General features: G+C 38.6%; 13 protein-coding genes and 2 riboswitches. Of the genes, 7 read left to right on the forward strand and 6 right to left on the reverse strand.

The window, feature by feature from the left end; translation table 11 throughout:
• Window positions 1-23: 23 nt before the first annotated feature.
• Complete coding sequence (locus AMD01_RS06830; protein WP_053400656.1) at window positions 24-734, reverse strand: FTR1 family iron permease; 711 nt, start codon at window positions 732-734, stop codon at window positions 24-26.
• Window positions 735-1,420: 686 nt separating this feature from the next.
• Between AMD01_RS06830 and AMD01_RS06835 the strand changes: the two genes are divergently transcribed.
• Together AMD01_RS06835 and AMD01_RS06840 are read left to right on the forward strand one after the other, a co-directional pair.
• On the forward strand, window positions 1,421-2,776 hold the full coding sequence (locus AMD01_RS06835) for an arsenic transporter (RefSeq protein ID WP_053400657.1): 1,356 nt from the start codon (window positions 1,421-1,423) through the stop codon (window positions 2,774-2,776).
• Between the two features lie 156 nt (window positions 2,777-2,932).
• Window positions 2,933-3,850, forward strand: a complete 918-nt coding sequence (locus tag AMD01_RS06840) for a cation diffusion facilitator family transporter (protein ID WP_053400658.1) — start codon at window positions 2,933-2,935, stop codon at window positions 3,848-3,850.
• Window positions 3,851-3,891: 41 nt separating this feature from the next.
• On the opposite strand, the gene AMD01_RS06845 is transcribed toward AMD01_RS06840, so the two are convergent.
• The 3 genes from AMD01_RS06845 to AMD01_RS06855 all read right to left on the reverse strand — a co-directional run bounded on the left by AMD01_RS06845 (window position 3,892) and on the right by AMD01_RS06855 (window position 6,864).
• On the reverse strand, window positions 3,892-4,215 hold the full coding sequence (locus tag AMD01_RS06845; RefSeq protein ID WP_053400659.1) for an ArsR/SmtB family transcription factor: 324 nt from the start codon (window positions 4,213-4,215) through the stop codon (window positions 3,892-3,894).
• Window positions 4,216-4,296: 81 nt separating this feature from the next.
• A complete protein-coding gene (locus tag AMD01_RS06850; RefSeq protein WP_053400660.1) occupies window positions 4,297-4,911 on the reverse strand; it encodes a PH domain-containing protein in 615 nt (204 codons plus the stop codon).
• 129 nt (window positions 4,912-5,040) lie between these two features.
• Complete coding sequence (locus tag AMD01_RS06855) at window positions 5,041-6,864, reverse strand: APC family permease (protein ID WP_053400661.1); 1,824 nt, start codon at window positions 6,862-6,864, stop codon at window positions 5,041-5,043.
• Between the two features lie 413 nt (window positions 6,865-7,277).
• Here AMD01_RS06855 and AMD01_RS06860 point away from each other — a divergent pair, with 413 nt between their 5' ends.
• Window positions 7,278-8,975: an NAD-dependent malic enzyme gene (locus AMD01_RS06860; protein ID WP_053400662.1), complete on the forward strand. Its 1,698-nt coding sequence runs from the start codon at window positions 7,278-7,280 to the stop codon at window positions 8,973-8,975.
• Between the two features lie 45 nt (window positions 8,976-9,020).
• Here the strand turns inward: AMD01_RS06860 and AMD01_RS06865 are convergent, their stop codons facing one another.
• Window positions 9,021-9,494, reverse strand: a complete 474-nt coding sequence (locus AMD01_RS06865) for a DUF3920 family protein (RefSeq protein WP_053400663.1) — start codon at window positions 9,492-9,494, stop codon at window positions 9,021-9,023.
• A gap of 149 nt (window positions 9,495-9,643) precedes the next feature.
• A riboswitch (cyclic di-AMP (ydaO/yuaA leader) is annotated at window positions 9,644-9,783 on the forward strand.
• A 118-nt stretch (window positions 9,784-9,901) separates the two neighbouring features.
• Between AMD01_RS06865 and AMD01_RS06870 the strand changes: the two genes are divergently transcribed.
• Together AMD01_RS06870 and AMD01_RS06875 are read left to right on the forward strand one after the other, a co-directional pair.
• Window positions 9,902-11,221 carry a TrkH family potassium uptake protein gene (locus tag AMD01_RS06870; RefSeq protein ID WP_157052651.1) on the forward strand — a complete coding sequence of 440 codons (1,320 nt, stop codon included), beginning with the start codon at window positions 9,902-9,904 and terminating at the stop codon, window positions 11,219-11,221.
• Window positions 11,222-11,400: 179 nt separating this feature from the next.
• A complete protein-coding gene (locus tag AMD01_RS06875) occupies window positions 11,401-12,678 on the forward strand; it encodes a glutamate/proton symporter GltT (RefSeq protein WP_053400664.1) in 1,278 nt (425 codons plus the stop codon).
• 40 nt (window positions 12,679-12,718) lie between these two features.
• Here AMD01_RS06875 and AMD01_RS06880 read toward each other — a convergent pair whose 3' ends face one another.
• Entirely contained in the window at window positions 12,719-13,615 is an 897-nt protein-coding gene (locus tag AMD01_RS06880; RefSeq protein ID WP_053400665.1) for a diacylglycerol/lipid kinase family protein, read from the reverse strand.
• A gap of 340 nt (window positions 13,616-13,955) precedes the next feature.
• Here AMD01_RS06880 and AMD01_RS06885 point away from each other — a divergent pair, with 340 nt between their 5' ends.
• Window positions 13,956-15,533, forward strand: coding sequence for a peptide chain release factor 3 (locus AMD01_RS06885; protein WP_053400666.1), 1,578 nt, complete (start codon window positions 13,956-13,958; stop codon window positions 15,531-15,533).
• Window positions 15,534-15,687: 154 nt separating this feature from the next.
• Window positions 15,688-15,792: riboswitch (SAM riboswitch) on the forward strand.
• A gap of 90 nt (window positions 15,793-15,882) precedes the next feature.
• Window positions 15,883-17,187, forward strand: a complete 1,305-nt coding sequence (locus AMD01_RS06890; protein ID WP_053400667.1) for a Na+/H+ antiporter NhaC family protein — start codon at window positions 15,883-15,885, stop codon at window positions 17,185-17,187.
• The last annotated feature ends 28 nt before the right edge of the window (window positions 17,188-17,215 follow it).

Genomic DNA, 17,215 nt, shown 5'->3' on the forward strand with positions numbered 1-17,215 from the left:
ATTATGTGCTTGCTCTTTGTGTATTATAAAGCGACGTTTTTTGATTTGCGAAGCTTTTGAATATCGTTCTTTAGTAAAATGTAAAGCGAAGGAATGATGAAAACTGCTAGAGCGATCATTTCAAGTGCTTCACCGCCACCTTCAAATAGCTTTACTAAGCCTTCTGCAAACAGTTCTCCTCCAAGTAAAATAAGCAGGATACCAAGGCCTTTAAAGATCCAGTTTAAGCGCAATTTTACCGTTGCTTTAACGAATAAATAAGCAACACCGAGTGCTAACACGATGCCAATTATACTTCCAGTTGCAATGGATGGAGCATGATTAGAAATTTGCGTAAGGTTGAAAATAACCAATTCCATTCCTTCACGGAAGACAGAAAGAAAGGATAAAATCAATAGTCCTACACCGCTAGCCGTATTGTTAACAGATGATTTAATGGATGCAGATACGTCACTATTACGATGTAACCATAAAATAAAGTAAGCAATTAAGCCAGCTGCAACGAGCATCATAATACCTTCAAATAATTCTTCCGATCCTTCTTCTAATTCCTTCGCTTCATTAAATGAAACGGTACCAACTACAATACTTACGATTAATCCAAGTGCTGCTCCTATGTATACGAAGCGGGAAAGTGATTTTTTATTCACTTTCGCTAATTGTGTCAAAATAATGCCGATTACTAGAAAGGCTTCTAAGCCTTCTCGAAACGCCAACAATAAGCTAGATGTCATACTGATACACCCCTTTAAGTGATAACGATTATCAATATCATACAGCTTGATTGTAAAAGGGAAAGCGATTTCTGTCAATCCTATTTTGAAAATTAATTGATTAGTCCTGTTGTCAGTAAATTTTCGCTAATAGTTATGGGTGGATAGCTTCCTCCGATTCAATTACTTCTGAATCAAGTGATGATACGCAGATAGCTTACAACCGATTTTTAGAAAGTCACAGTTTACACCAGGGACTTCTAAATAGGGTGAACGTCACGTGAAGAGAATGTAGCGCTTAAAATCTCTTTTTAATCTCTACTCTTGAATGGAGTGGTTACAACGTTATAGAAAACATTGATTTTGAGATTAAATGTGTTTACCTTCTATTGTGTTTCAGTTAAAGCAATATAAAGAACGGAGAGGCTCTTGTCTTGTTCAGAAATGATCGTTCAAATAGACTGAATTGTTTCACGAGGAACAAGAGAGTGCATTTCGTCTGTTCATGACAACTATCACGTGATGACAGGGGCATATATTTTTAGATTCGGGCAGTTGTTCTATACCTTTTTGACTACTAAAGAATATAGATAACATAAGAGAATCTATTAAAACAATTAGCAGAGAAAACCCATATTATTTCATGTAAATAACCATGAAGGATACTAGAAAAGGCTATAAAATGATAGAAGAAGGAAGGTTGTATCATGAGTACGGAAATGATTCTCGCAATTAGTGTTTTTTTGATTACAACTCTCATTATTTTTTGGAGGCCGGGAAATTTAAATGAAGCTTGGCCGGCGACTGGTGGAGCAGCCGTAATCATTCTTTTGGGAATGGTTTCAGGGAGTGATATTGCAGATATTATTGACAAAATTGGCGGTGCGACCATTACGATTATTGCTACGATTGTCATGGCGGTGATTTTAGAATCATTCGGATTCTTTCACTGGTCCGCTGCAAGACTTGTTCAGTTATCAAAAGGATCTGGATATCGATTGTATTGGTATATCCAGCTGTTCTGCTTTTCAATGACGCTACTTTTTAATAACGATGGCAGTATCTTAATTACGACGCCTATTTTAATCTTAATTCTTAAAAATCTTCGTCTTAAGCCACACCAACAAATCCCCTATCTGTTAAGCGGAGCGTTAATTGCTACAGCTTCTAGTGCACCTATTGGCGTTAGCAACGTAGTGAATTTAATTGCCCTTAAAATTGTGCATATGTCCCTGTATATGCATACGGCGATGATGTTTGTACCTGCATCATTAGGACTAGCTTTTATGTCGCTACTAATGTTTCTCATTCTAAAAAAGAAGCTGCCTAAAAAGCTTCCAATGTTATCAACGAATATGGAAGAAGTGTTTTTCGTGAAGCATTTTCACCCATTAAAAGGTGAAATCTCAGTGGAAACAAAGAGCCAACGAACAAAATTTATGTTAAAAATCTTGTTGTTTGTCTTTTTAATGCGCTGTTTACTTTTTGTCGCCTCTTATTTCGATATTCCTATTCAAATTGTCGCAATCGTTGGATCATTAGTGTTGTTAGGATGGCGTTGGTACTATTTTCGAACGAATCCAGTCGATATTCTAAAAAAGACGCCGTGGCAGATTTTCGTGTTTGCTTTTTCCATGTACATTATTATTTACGGATTAAATAATGCGGGGCTATCGGAGTTTTTAGTCAAGATTTGTGAGCCGATTGTGAATGAAGGACTATTTTTCGCAAGCTTCATTATGGGGGGACTAGTTTCCATTTTATCCAACCTATTTAATAATCATCCGGCTTTAATGATCGGAACAATAACCCTTACAGACATGAATTTAGATCCAATCACTTTAAAAACGATTTACCTTGCTAATATTATCGGCAGTGATATTGGATCACTCCTTTTACCAATCGGAACACTAGCATCGCTTATGTGGATGCATATTTTACGTGAAAACAAAGTGAAAGTAAAATGGCGAGATTATTTAAACGTTTCGTTTGTTGTTATTCCTCCTACATTAATTGTGACATTGTTTTTGCTGTATTATTGGGTGCAAACCGTTTTTTATTAAACTTTGATCAAAACGGGTAAAGCAATAGAGGGATGTTCACGAGAATAGATGTGAAAAAAGTTGAGAAAATAAAGGGGATAAAACCTCTTGAAATTTCTCGGCTTTTTTACCATAATGAATATATGAGCATATATTCATATAAGGAGGAGAAAGAATATGGCACATTCGCACGGACACGGTCATAGTCATGGCCATCACCACGGATCTAACAATAAAAAAGCGCTAGGATTTTCATTTATCCTCATTGCTGCCTACATGATTATTGAAGTAATCGGAGGGATTTGGACGAATAGTTTAGCGCTGTTATCAGATGCCGGGCACATGCTTAGTGACGCGGTAGCACTCGGGCTAAGCTATATGGCCATCAAATTTGGTGAAAAAAAAGCGACAAACAGCAAGACGTACGGATATAAACGCTTTGAAATTTTAGCAGCATTTTTAAACGGAATTGCCTTAATCGTCATTGCCATTTTTATTTTTATTGAATCTTATCACCGCTTTACAAATCCGCCTGATGTTATAAGTTCAGGTATGTTAACTATTTCAATCATTGGACTCCTCATTAATATTGCTACTGCGTATATTTTGATGAGAGGGGATAAAGACGAAAATCTCAATGTTAAAAGTGCTTTTTTACACGTAATCGGAGATATGCTAGGATCGATCGGAGCTATTGTGGCGGCACTTCTAATCATGTTCTTTAACTGGGGAATTGCTGACCCACTTGCTAGCGTAATTGTGGCTATTTTAATACTCGTAAGCGGCTTTCGAGTAACGAAAGAATCCGTTCATATTTTAATGGAGGGGGCACCGCCAGGACTAGATGTAGATGATATCAAAAAAACGCTATTAGCACTTCCCGCTGTTTCAGATGTGCATGACCTTCATGTTTGGTCGATTACTTCTGATTTTCCAGCTTTGAGCTGTCACGTAGTAGTAAGGGATCAAACGGAACAGGCAAGCATTCTAAAGATGGTGAATAACGTCCTTCATGATGAGTACGGACTTCATCATACGACCATCCAGGTAGATTGCTCGGATTCATTCTGCAACAAGGAAGATCGTTGTAACTAAAAAAGAGGCGATTATTGCGTTTGGACAATAATCGTCTCTTTTTAGTGGTGAAGAGCGTGCTCAATAGACTGCTTTAATAAGTTAATAACGTGCTGATCATCATGTGAATAATAGAGGGTCGTTCCTTCACGACGAAACTTTACTAATCGCAAATTCTTTAAGAAGCGCAGTTGATGAGAAACCGTTGATTGCAGCAAAGAAAGCTTTTCTGAAATTTCATTCACTGAGTGTTCACCTTCAAATAAAAGGTGAAGAATGCGCAAACGGGTAGGGTCCGATAAGGCTTTGAATGTTTGGGAAACCATAAAAAGTGTTTCTTCATCAAGGCTGAACGCAGACTCTACTTTTTGTTCATCTTTCTCCATCTAGATCACCTCTTTCTGTACTATGTGTATGAAAAGGATTAGTCTGTTTAGACTAATCCTTTTCATAAAATCCAGTCATTTTTAGTTATTAATATAACGCTCAAACACGAAGCCGAAATCTTTTACCGAATATTTTGCTTTCGTTTGTGTTAACCAATTAAACGCTTCTCTGTTAATGGATTTAAACTGCTCTACTAAATCCGTTTCTGTGCTTTGAACACGGCTTAGCGTTGTAGACGCAAGCTCAAGACTTTGCTGCGCGTGGCCGAGGGCAATTTCATTTTCATGCGTAAGCTCTTCAATTTTAATTAATGCCTTGTAAAGGTCCTTTAATTCCTCTAAATGTTTTTTGTGAACATCGATCGAGAATTTTTCAGATCCAATGATAAATTTAATTTCTACGTCTAAGTCAATCGTTCCCGCTGTTTCCAAAAGAACGTGAGAAATTTTGTTTGTGTGGTAGTTATATCGGCGCAGCATACGTTTCTTGCTTGTTGCGCTAGTACCATCTAAATGAATGAGTGCTTTATTTGTAAAACAATATTCATCGGACTTTGATTTAATTAAAAAGAAAATTTTCTCGTTATCCTCGTGCAAAATATAATCATCAGAATCAACCTTATCGTAGTTATCAGGGGTAATGACAGAGCCTACATCACTTAAGCCTAAAACGTCTGCAGCTACTTTTCCAAACATTACATTCATCCTCTCAATACGAAATAAGAATTCAAAAATATTATAGCACAGGTGTTAGGAAAAAAAGTGCATGAGCACGAACGAAACGCAGAAAAAAAGGCCGCTGCGGGCGACCTTTTTTCATGTAATTTATTTTTTAAACAAGTACGGAACTGTCGTAACAATCACATTTTTTCTATACAGTAAATACGTTCGCAAAAGAACACCTGACTGATTGTGTAAAATGTAGTGCCAGCTCTTCTTCGTAATAAACTGCGGAATAAGCACGGTTACCTGATAATTATGTTTATCAGCTTTTTCCTCAATTAAATCAATCACTCGACCCATTGGGCGTATAAGGCTTCGGTACTGAGACACGAATGTGAAAAGACGGAGCTCAGGCTTCCATTTTTTCCATTTCTCCTCCATTTTACGCTCGCTTTCTCGGTCAAATGCAACGTAGATGGCAATGACTTCGTCACCAATAGACTCTGCATATGCAAGAGAATTTTCAACCACTTTTGTAATACCAGCCACTGGCACCACAACAATGTTTCCTTTGATTGGCTGTGATGCTTCACTCTCATAAATGCGAAGTTGATCTCCTACAGCATCATAATGGCTCTTAATTCGTAAAAACATAAGCACAATTAATGGCATAAAGATCAGGACAGGCCATACTTGCGTAAATTTCGTTGTGAAGAGAATAAACACAACTAGAAGCGTGATAAGCGCTCCTAAAAGGTTAATCAGGAAGCGATGTTTCCAACCCTTTGGCTTTTCTCGAATCCATTTCAGAATCATACCTGTTTGAGATAGTGTAAATGGAATAAATACCCCAACTGCATAAAGAGGAATAAGGTTTTCCGTCTTTCCTTGAAAGGCCACAATCAAAATGATCGATAAAACGCTTAGGATGATAATCCCATTTGAATACCCTAGACGATCACCGCGAATCGAAAACATACGCGGTAAATATTTATCTGTTGCTAAGTTAACGGCAAGAAGAGGGAACGCTGAGAACCCTGTGTTTGCTGCTAAAACTAAAATCATCGCTGTTGTAACTTGAATAAAGTAATAGAGCGTACCTCGCCCAAACGTATCAGACGCAATTTGAGAAACAACCGTTTCTTCTCCGCGTGGTGAAATTCCATACCAATACGCTAAAAATGTAATACCTGAGAATAAGATGGCTAATAGCAGCCCCATCATCATGAGCGTCCGAGCTGCATTTTTTGCCGCAGGCTCTTGAAAGTTTGGAATGGCATTTGATACAGCTTCAACCCCTGTTAGAGCTGAACATCCAGATGTAAAAGCTTTAAGTAATAGAAATAAGCTAACTCCGGATACGTACGTACCTACAGGTGGATGAGCATGAGCAGGCGCATGACCTGTTGCGATATTAAAAAGCCCTACTCCAATCATAATGAACAAGCCAAGAACGAATAGATAAACCGGATAAGATAAAATCGTGGCTGATTCAGTAACGCCACGTAAATTCAATACGGTAATAAAAATAACTAATACACAGGCAATTGCTACATTGTGCTGATGCAGGGCAGGAAAAGCAGACGTAATGGCATCTGTTCCTGCGGATACACTAACTGACACGGTTAAAATATAATCGACAAGCAGTGATCCTCCAGCAATTAAACCAAATTTCTCTCCTAAGTTTGTTTTGGAAACGACGTAGGCTCCGCCGCCGTGTGGATAGGCATAAATAATTTGACGATAAGAAAAAATGAGCGCAATTAACAAAATTAAAATTCCTAAAGCAATCGGTAAGGAATACCAAAAAGCGGTAAAGCCGATGGTAGCGAGTACGATGAGTACTTGCTCAGGGCCATATGCTACTGACGACAGAGCATCTGAAGAAAGGATCGCCAAAGCCTTTGATTTGTTCAGGCGTTGTTCACCTAGCTCCCTTGTTTTTAACGGCTTTCCAATTAATAGTCTTTTAAGTGACATATACATATCAAGTTCACCATCCACATTATAATGCAAAGATAAAAACCACTACATAAAAAAACGATAGATAAATATGCCTAATTTATTCACTTTTTTCCAGAAAACAAAACTCATGGAGCAATATCTGTGACGTATCAAAATTTTACTACATGAATTCTTCAGATATAGTAGCAGATTATTTTTAAAAAGTAACTCTTTTTTTGCGACCTTACAAAAATAATAAATATGTTCTATAAAATTGTTGAACATTTTTTAAAAAGGATTATGATAGACGATGGGGATAACGTAACCCCATTTGAAAAATTTGTTTGGATTAACGAATCATATTTGAGCAAACAGTATAAATGAATCATCAACTTGCTATCGCCGAGTTGATTAATGATAAAAGATAGTTTTTATAAAACGAAGGAGCAGTGGCTATGAGTACATTTTACCTTTCAAATGACGGATCAATGAAGACTTCTCTAAGAGGAAAGGACGTTCTTTCTACTCCTATGCTTAATAAAGGGGTAGCTTTTACAGAAGAGGAGAGGGAGGAATTAGGTCTAGACGGAATTTTACCTCCAACAGTACTAACCTTAGAAGAACAGGTAAAACGCGCTTATCGTCAGTTTCATTCACAGCCGAATAACCTGCGTAAAAATGTTTGGCTAAACGACTTACATAACCGTAATATGGTGCTTTTTTATCGCCTGCTAACCGAGCATTTAAGTGAAATGTTACCCATTGTTTATACACCTACAGTTGGGCAAGCGATTCAAGAATATAGTTATGAGTATCATCGTCCTGGAGGCGTTTATTTATCCATTAACGATGTCGATGGTATTGAAAAAGCGTTTAACAACATTGGCGTAGACCCGGACGATATTGATCTACTCGTTGCCACAGACTCAGAAAGTATTTTGGGGATTGGCGACTGGGGAGTTGGCGGTATTAACATTGCAATTGGAAAACTGGCTGTTTATACAGCGGCAGCAGGAATTGATCCTAGCCGCGTTCTTCCTGTTGTTTTGGATGTTGGGACAAACAATGAAAAATTATTAGAAGATCCTCTGTACATCGGAAATAGACATGAACGTATACGAGGAGAAAAGTATGACCAGTTCGTCGATGCTTATGTGGAAAAGGCGGTCGAATTATTTCCGAATGCCCTATTGCACTGGGAGGATTTTGGAAACGTCAATGCCCGAAACATTATCGACAAATATGGGGACAAAATTTTAACGTTTAACGATGACATCCAAGGGACAGGGGCTATCACACTAGCGGCTATTTTATCAGCTGTTCAGGTGACGAATACAGAGCTTAAAGATCATCGAATTGTCATTTTTGGTCCTGGAACAGCGGGTATTGGAAACGCTGATCAAATGAGAAAAGACATGGTCCTAAACGGTCTTTCAGAAGAAGAGGCATATCAACGTTTTTGGGCAATTGACCAAAGAGGTCTTTTAACAGATGATATGGACGATTTGCTTTCTTTCCAAACCCCATATGCGCGTCCAGCTACAGAGGTAAAGGACTGGGAGCGAAATGGAAATGGTATTATTTCATTGCTTGATGTCATAAAGCATGTCAAACCAACAATTCTTATTGGGACATCGGGTGTACCTGGAGCGTTCACGGAAACGATCGTTCGTGAAATGGCAAAACACGTGGAGCGTCCTGTTATTATGCCAATGTCCAATCCGACATCGCTTGCAGAAGCAACGCCGGAAAATATCATTGAGTGGACGGAAGGAAAAGCTCTGATTGCGACGGGAAGTCCGTTTGAACCTGTTGTTTATAAGGGTGTTGAATATGAGATTGGTCAATCAAATAACGCATTCATTTTCCCAGGCCTAGGACTTGGTTCAATCGTTGTAAAAGCAAAATTAATTACAGATGGTATGTTTGCTGCAGCAGCAAAAGCAGTAGCTGATATGGTGGATAGTCGTAAACCTGGTGCATCTCTGCTTCCGAGCGTAAAGGAAATTCGTTCCGTTTCGTTAGCAGTGGCTATTGCGGTGGCGGAAGTGGCGGTTGAAGAAGGAATAGCTCAAGATCCTGTAGAAGATATTGAAAAAGCCGTAAAAGAAGCAATGTGGCATCCAACTTACAAGCGAGTAGAAGCACAATAAAGATTGAAAAAGGGGAGAGCTTTGGCTGATATCCTTCGCTCTCCTTTAATTTTCTACAAGACTAAAAATGAATTTTCGAAGGCAATAATCTGCATAGTGAAACGCATCAATTTCTGTCAAGCGTTCGCTGTATGGGCGATATTTATCTTCTTCAAATGCTGTGGAAAACTCAGTGATTTCTTCTTGCATGACATGGCGCAATTCATGAAAAATGGTTTGAAGAAGTTCATAATAGTCATTGAACGAAAAGATAAAGATAACCCTAATTTCACGCCAGTACATACCGGAAGAAAAAAGGAAAATTTCTGCTTCCTCTTGCCCAAGATCTGCTGCAATTTTATTGGCGTCACACGTGTCACAAAATACAATTGGAACATCAACAAATGTTTCCATGCACTGAAATACTTCGCGTTGCAATATATCTAAATTCCAAGAAAATGAATCTTCTAGTACATACCAATTGTTGTATTCTTGAAAAAATCCCCTTTTATCTAGTACTTCTCGAAGTGTTTTTTTCATCACTAAGCTCCTTTCCCTTCATATTCCCTTCTTTACCCGTAAAATAAAGGTTATTTTACGAAATATTATGAATAAAATAACTTTTTTATGTACAAATTTGGTGCATTGACAATTCTGCTTCAAATATAGTAACTTGATATTAACAACTGAATTATATAAAGCTTAATCTATTAGAGCGGGGGACCCGACCTGGTACTATGTGCCTAGGGGTGAATCCTTTTTGTGAAAAGGTAGGATACTCTCAAATCCGAATCCGACAGCTAACCTCGTATGCTCATTGAGAGAAAGACTGTATTTATTGTACGCAAAAAGACTGTTCTTTCTTTAGGGACCAGTCTTTTTTTATACGCTAATATAGGATTTCCGTTTTTCGCAGAATTAAACTTGAAGAGAAGAGGTAGAGGCACTTGCTGTCACGCCAGGTTAAAATTAGTCCACCACAGTTTTTAATTTTGACGTTTGTCGTTTTTATCATATTGGGTACTATGTTACTCAAGATGCCAATTTCTTCTAATCAGCCTATTAGCTGGCTTGACTCTCTATTTACGATTACATCCGCTATGACCGTGACGGGATTAGTGGTAGTGGATACTGGAACAGCATACAGCTATGTAGGACAGGTCATTATTATGATTTGGATTCAAATTGGCGGACTTGGAATTATGTCTTTCGCTATTTTGTTCTTCATGTTTTTAGGAAAAAAAATTGGATTTCGGGAGCGCGTACTAATTCAACAATCCTTGAATCAGACGACCATTGGAGGAGTTATTCGCCTCGTGCGATCGCTTTTTGCTTTTTCACTTATTATTGAGGGAATTGCGGTTATCTTTCTTTCGATTCGTTGGGTTCCCGAGCTAGGATGGGGAAAAGGGTTGTATTATAGCCTTTTTCACGCGGTCTCTGCTTTCAACAATGCCGGATTTGGACTTTGGCCCGATAATCTGATGAAGTACGTTGGGGATCCGATTGTAAATCTTACGATAAGTGGGCTGTTGATTTTAGGTGGATTGGGCTTTACGGTGATGGCGGATGTTTGGCGAAAGCGGACATTCAGCAAGCTGAGCTTGCATTCAAAATTAATGATTGTGGGTACTATTGTCTTAAACATCGTAGCTATGGTTATCATCCTATTGCTGGAAATGAACAATGCCAAAACGCTTGGTTCACTTCCCTGGTCAGATAAGCTTTGGGCTGCTTATTTTCAAGGAGTCAGTCCCCGAACGGCTGGTTTTAATACGATCGACGTTACCCAAATTAACGATTCTACTGCTTTTTTCACCATTATTTTAATGTTCATCGGGGCAGGTAGCGCGTCAACGGGTGGAGGCATTAAGTTAACAACCTTTTTAATCATCGTTTTAGCCGTTTTTACGTACCTGAAAGGGAAAGAAGAAATCACGACGTTCAAGCGTTCGATTGACAACAAACTCGTTTTTAAATCATTGGCAATCGCGATGATTAGCATCCTATTTGTAATACTCGCTGTCTTCATACTCAGTATTACAGAAAAAGCGCCATTCGTAAAAATCGTTTACGAAGTCGTCTCAGCATTTGGGACTGTTGGATTGTCTATGGGGTTAACGTTTGATCTCACATGGATTGGCAAGATTGTGCTAATTTTTATTATGTTCCTAGGTAAGTTGGGGCCACTAACATTAGCATTTTCGTTAGCACGAAGAGATTCCTCTAAAATCCGCTATCCGAAAGAGGATATTCTCGCAGGGTAGTATCACTAGGAAGTAAGAACCATTTTAGTTTCTTCTATTCTTAAAAGAGGAAAAATTCTGTTAATATGAATAAGAGATAGACAATATTCACCTAGAAAAGTGCTCTCTTCACCATAGAGAAATAGGTAGCGCTTTAATAAGGATAAATTGACAACAACATATGTAGGGGGAGGACATCAATGAAAAAGCTGAGAATAGGAATTGCAACACAGATACTTATTGGTTTAGTACTAGGTGTGGTAGTCGGGGTTATTTGGTATAAAAGTCCAGGAGTGGAAACATATCTAAAACCCTTTGGAGATTTGTTCCTACGCTTAATTAAAATGATCGTTATTCCGATTGTTGTATCAACATTAATCGTTGGTGTAGCAGGAACAGGTAGCGGAAAAAATGTTGGACGATTAGGTGGAAAAACGATTCTTTATTTCGAAATCATCACAACATTTGCCATTATTTTAGGTGTATTACTAGCGAATATTTTCCAAGTTGGACACGGGGTAGATCTGCAAGCAGGTACAAAAGCAGATATTAGTCAATATCAAGAAACAGAAAAAGCGCAAGAACAAAAAACAGTGGCAGAAACGTTCTTGCACATCGTACCAACAAACTTATTCCAATCTCTTGCTGAAGGGGATATCTTAGCAATTATTTTCTTCTCAGTTCTGTTCGGTATTGGAGTAGCTGCAATTGGCGAACGGGGAAAACCAGTTCTACAATTCTTTGAAGCCATGTCACATGCCATGTTCTATGTTGTAAATCTAGTGATGAAATTTGCACCTATCGGAGTGTTTGCTTTAATTGGTGTAACGGTTTCAAAATTTGGCGTAGATTCATTACTATCGTTAGGGAAGCTTGTCATTTTAGTTTATGCTGCTCTTATTTTCTTCCTAATTGTCGTACTAGGATTTGTGGCTAAAATTTGTGGAGTGAATATCTTTAAGTTTTTACGCTACATGAAGGACGAGCTGTTGCTTGCTTTTAGTACGTCAAGCTCTGAGACGGTATTACCACGAGTAATGGAGAAGATGGAAAAGCTGGGATGTCCAAAAGCGATTGTTTCCTTCGTTATTCCAGTAGGTTATTCCTTTAACCTAGATGGTGCCGTGTTGTATCAGGCCATTGCTTCTTTATTCCTTGCGCAAGTGTATGGCATTGATTTAAGTATCGCGCAGCAGCTTACATTGATCTTAATGCTTATGCTTACCTCAAAAGGAATGGCGGCTGTTCCAGGAGCTTCATTAGTTGTACTCCTTGCAACACTTGGTACGATTGGCGTGCCTCCTGAAGGGCTTGCATTTATTGCTGGAGTGGACCGTATTCTTGATATGGGACGTACAGTAGTGAACTTGACAGGTAATGCATTAGCAGCTGTTGTTATGTCAAAATGGGAAGGCGTTTATAATCCTAAAAAAGGAACTGAGATTATGACAAATTCTTATCAAGAAAAAGTATCTTAATAAATAGGAAGAAATCCGTCACGATACGTGACGGATTTTTTTATGATATCGGGTTCGCAATCATTTGAAAATGGCCAGGCAACAGCTTGATTTTACAAGGCGTTTTTAAGACGTGTTCGCCATCTGTATCAATGGAGTGTGGCTGCGGGGTCTGAATATCGATCAATGTTCCTTGGACATGAATAATATTTTCACTAAACTCTTGGTTAAAAATGCGAGAAGAAAAAAATTCTTTCAGCGTTTGAAGATCCGTATTTTTCACCATGAGAATATCAAGTATTCCATCATTATATGACACGTTTGGAATGAAGGAAGACATTCCTCCTATATACTCTCCGTTCCCAATAAGCAACATAACTAATTTCTCATTATATTGCTGTCCATCAATAGTTACGCTCACGTTAAACGTATCAGCCTCTTTTAGCGTTCGAATGGTACTCAAATAATAGCCTAGCTTTCCAAACAGTGATTTTTCATTCGGATCAATATTATTGGAGACCTCCTCAACTAATCCCATTCCTAAGAAATTAAGAAAATAATGCTCATTTGCTTGAGCTACGTCTACGTGCGCTGTATATCCTTGAACAATTGTCTGAACCGCCTGTTTAATGTTCTGTGGAATTCCTAACGTCCGTGAAAAATCATTGCATGTTCCACCAGGAATGATCGCAAGCGTTGGTCGCTTACGCAAGGGAGCCAGTCCGTTCGTGCATTCAAAGACGGTCCCATCACCGCCAAAAACAATCACTGTACTTACATGCTCTCCGTATTGACGACAAAACTCTTTCGCGTCACCTTCTTTTTTGGTATGAAGAATTTTTAAGTCGTTATATTTCATTGATAGATCAGGTAAAATATCCTTTAAAGAATTCACCAAATTACCGTTACCGGCTTGTGGATTAATAATTACAAGGGCTTGATCTGTTTGATTTTCCATCGTTTACAATCCTCCGTGACAGAGTGTGTTAGTTCAAAACGAGCATATATAATCTCGTTTACAGTCGTTTTTTGTCTTTCCCTTTTCGGTGACTTTTAAACTATTGTTCGTATAAGAAATAGAGATGATTACTCATATGAACATGATAAAAGTCAAGACTACCAAGCAATCGAACACAAAGAATCGCTGATTCAAGTGAGGGAAGGATAAGGTGTTTATTTCCTTTCTGAACTTGACCGCTTCTTTCACAACAAAAAGTGATGTATAATTTAAAAGCGGTGCCCGAATTGGGTATACTGATCATACATTAAAGAACAACTTAAAAGAAATGGAGATATATATGAGTACTGAAAAAATGAAAGATCTTATTGATGGACGACGGACGTTTGCGATCATTTCGCATCCTGATGCCGGGAAAACAACGCTTACCGAGAAACTGTTGTTGCTTGGGGGAATGATTCGTTCCGCTGGTACAGTTAAAGCGAAAAAAAGCGGAAAGTATGCAACATCAGATTGGATGGAAATTGAGAAGCAGCGTGGAATTTCCGTTACTTCAAGTGTTATGCAATTCTCTTACAGTGATCATCATATTAATATTGTCGATACACCAGGTCACCAAGATTTCAGTGAGGATACGTACCGTACGCTAACAGCTGTAGATAGCGCAGTAATGGTAATTGACGGAACGAAAGGGATCGAGGAGCAAACGCTTAAGCTATTTAAGGTTTGTCGTATGCGTGGAATTCCTATTTTAACGTTCATTAATAAATTGGATCGTGAAGGAAAAGATCCTCTAGAATTGTTAGAAGAGATTGAAGATGTGTTAGAAATCGAATCATACCCTGTTACATGGCCAATTGGAATGGGAAAACGATTCCAAGGTACGTATGACCGCTTTACGAAAAAAATTGAGATTTATCGCGGAAACGAAGATTCGTTCCATGTAGATTTTGACGGAAAAGAAGCAAGCGATGAAGTCCTTCAAAATGTGACTCCTGAGTATGTAGAAATGCTTAAAGACGAGATTTCTCTTCTAGATGAAGCGGGTAATGATTTCTCGGTTGAAAAAGTGAAAGCTGGAGAGCTTACACCTGTATTCTTCGGGAGCGCGATTGCAAACTTTGGTGTTCAATCATTCTTCGACGCATTTTTAAACTTAACGTCTCCACCACAACCACGTAACTCAAGCATTGGGGAAATTACGCCTGAATATAAAGACTTCTCAGGATTTATCTTTAAAATTCAAGCGAACATGAACCCAGCTCACCGTGACCGTATTGCGTTCGTTCGCGTATGTTCTGGAAAATTTGAGCGTGGAATGAACGTAACGCTAGCTCGCACGGAGCGAAAAATGAAATTGGCGCAATCTCATCAGTTCTTAGCTTCTAGCCGTGAAACGGTCGATGAAGCTTATCCAGGGGACATCATCGGGCTTTATGATGCAGGGAACTATCAAATTGGTGATACAATTATCGGAGAAGGTCAAGTGTTCAAATTTGAACCATTACCGAAATTCCCGCCTGAGCTTTTTGCAAAAGTACGCGTTAAAAATGCAATGAAGCATAAGCATTTTGAAAAGGGGATTACGCAGCTCGTACAAGAAGGAGCTGTACAGCTTTATCGTACGCCTTATTTCAACGATCTGATCCTAGGAGCAGTAGGGGAACTTCAATTCCAAGTATTTGAGCATCGTATGAAAGCTGAATACAATGTTGATATTGAATTCAGCAGAATGCAGCATAGTATTGCACGATGGGTCGATAAAAAGCAACTAAAAGATGGTATGACTGATTCTCGTGTATTACATGTCGAAGATCGCGATGACCATAGCGTATTGCTGTTTGAAAATGAATTTGTTTTCCGTCTTTTCCAAGACAAATATCCAGATGTTAAATTGTTGAATATTTTCGAAGTATAATATTGAAGTTCAGGAGTATTTGCTCCTGGGCTTTTCTTTATTTATTTGAAAATTAAGAATTGATAAATAATAATTATCTCAAAATAGCATTTGACATTTTGGAGCAAACATTATAGAGTAGGACAAGTATTCAAACAAATGCATAAATGAATTCTTCTTATTGAGAGAGACGGAGGGACTGGCCCTACGATGTCTCGGCAGCGGACTTAGAACGAAGTGCTGTGCCAAATCCAGCAGGGATTACCCTGAGAAATAAGAAGAGGATTTCTTATAAATTGTCATAAGGCCTCTTCTTACGTATAAGAAGAGGCTTTTTTCGTGCAAATTAAAAGGAGAGGTGAAGGAACGTATGACGGAAACAAAAAGTAATCCATGGGCGCTTCTGCCGTTATTTATATTTCTTGCTTTATTTATAGGTTCAGGTGTGATTACAGGTGATTTTTATAAGCTTCCGGTTGTCGTTGCGATCTTGATTGCATCGGCTGTCGCGTTAGTAATGAATCGAAAGGATTCATTAACGGTTAAGATGGAGCGTTTTGCTAAAGGAGCAGGACACCCTGATATTATGATTATGGTCTTTATTTATATTTTAGCAGGTGCTTTTGCTGAAACGGCAAAGGGAATGGGAGCAGTAGAGTCGACTGTTAACCTTGCTCTTACAGTAATTCCACAAAACTTGTTAATTGTAGGGTTGTTTGTAATTGGTGTATTCATTTCGCTTGCAATGGGAACATCGATGGGGACGATTACAGCTCTCGCACCTATTGGAGTAGGAATTAGTCATCAGATTGATGTAAATATTGCACTTTGTATGGCTGCAATTGTCGGAGGAGCTATGTTTGGTGATAACCTATCTGTCATTTCAGATACGACAATTGCCGCTGTCAGAACGCAAAAGACAAAGATGACCGATAAATTTAAAATGAATTTTCTGATTGTACTTCCAGCAGCTATTATTACCTGTGTCATCTTATTTTTTGTCGCTTCAGGCTCAAATGCTCCCATCGATGTGAAGGACTATAATTGGATTAAAATTATTCCCTACATTGGTGTATTGGTAGCCGCCTTATTTGGCCTTAACGTACTTGTCATTTTGTCAGCTGGTATTGTCCTAGCAGGCGGAATCGGGTTGGTTGATGGATCATATACGGTTTCTAGCCTGTTTCAGAAAATGACGGCTGGAATTTTTGGAATGTCAGAGCTAATCATTCTAGCTTTACTTATTGGGGGAATGGTCGAGTTAATCAATCATAACGGTGGTATTAAGTATCTCCTTGATGCCTTAACACGAAAAATTCGTTCTCCTAAAGGCGCACAGCTAGGAATTGCAGGGCTTGTAAGCGCGACAGATTTAGCGACGGCGAATAATACGATTTCTATTATTACAGTGGGGCCATTAGCGAAAAAGATTTCGGATCAATATGGAATCGATAATCGAAAGTCTGCGAGTATTTTGGACATTTTCGCATGTAGTATGCAAGGATTAATTCCTTACGGAGCACAGCTACTAACTGTCGCCAAATTTGCATCTATTTCGCCGATAAGCGTATTGCCATATTCGTTTTATCCGATTTTGATTGCGATTTGCGGCCTTATTTCAATTTTTGTAGGTTATCCTAGATTAAAACCTTCTACTAACAAAAATGGAATTTAAAAAGAAGCAGGGCATCCTGCTTCTTTTT

Source organism: Priestia koreensis, from assembly GCF_001274935.1.
In the GTDB taxonomy this organism is placed as follows: Bacteria; Bacillota; Bacilli; order Bacillales; family Bacillaceae_H; genus Bacillus_AG; species Bacillus_AG koreensis.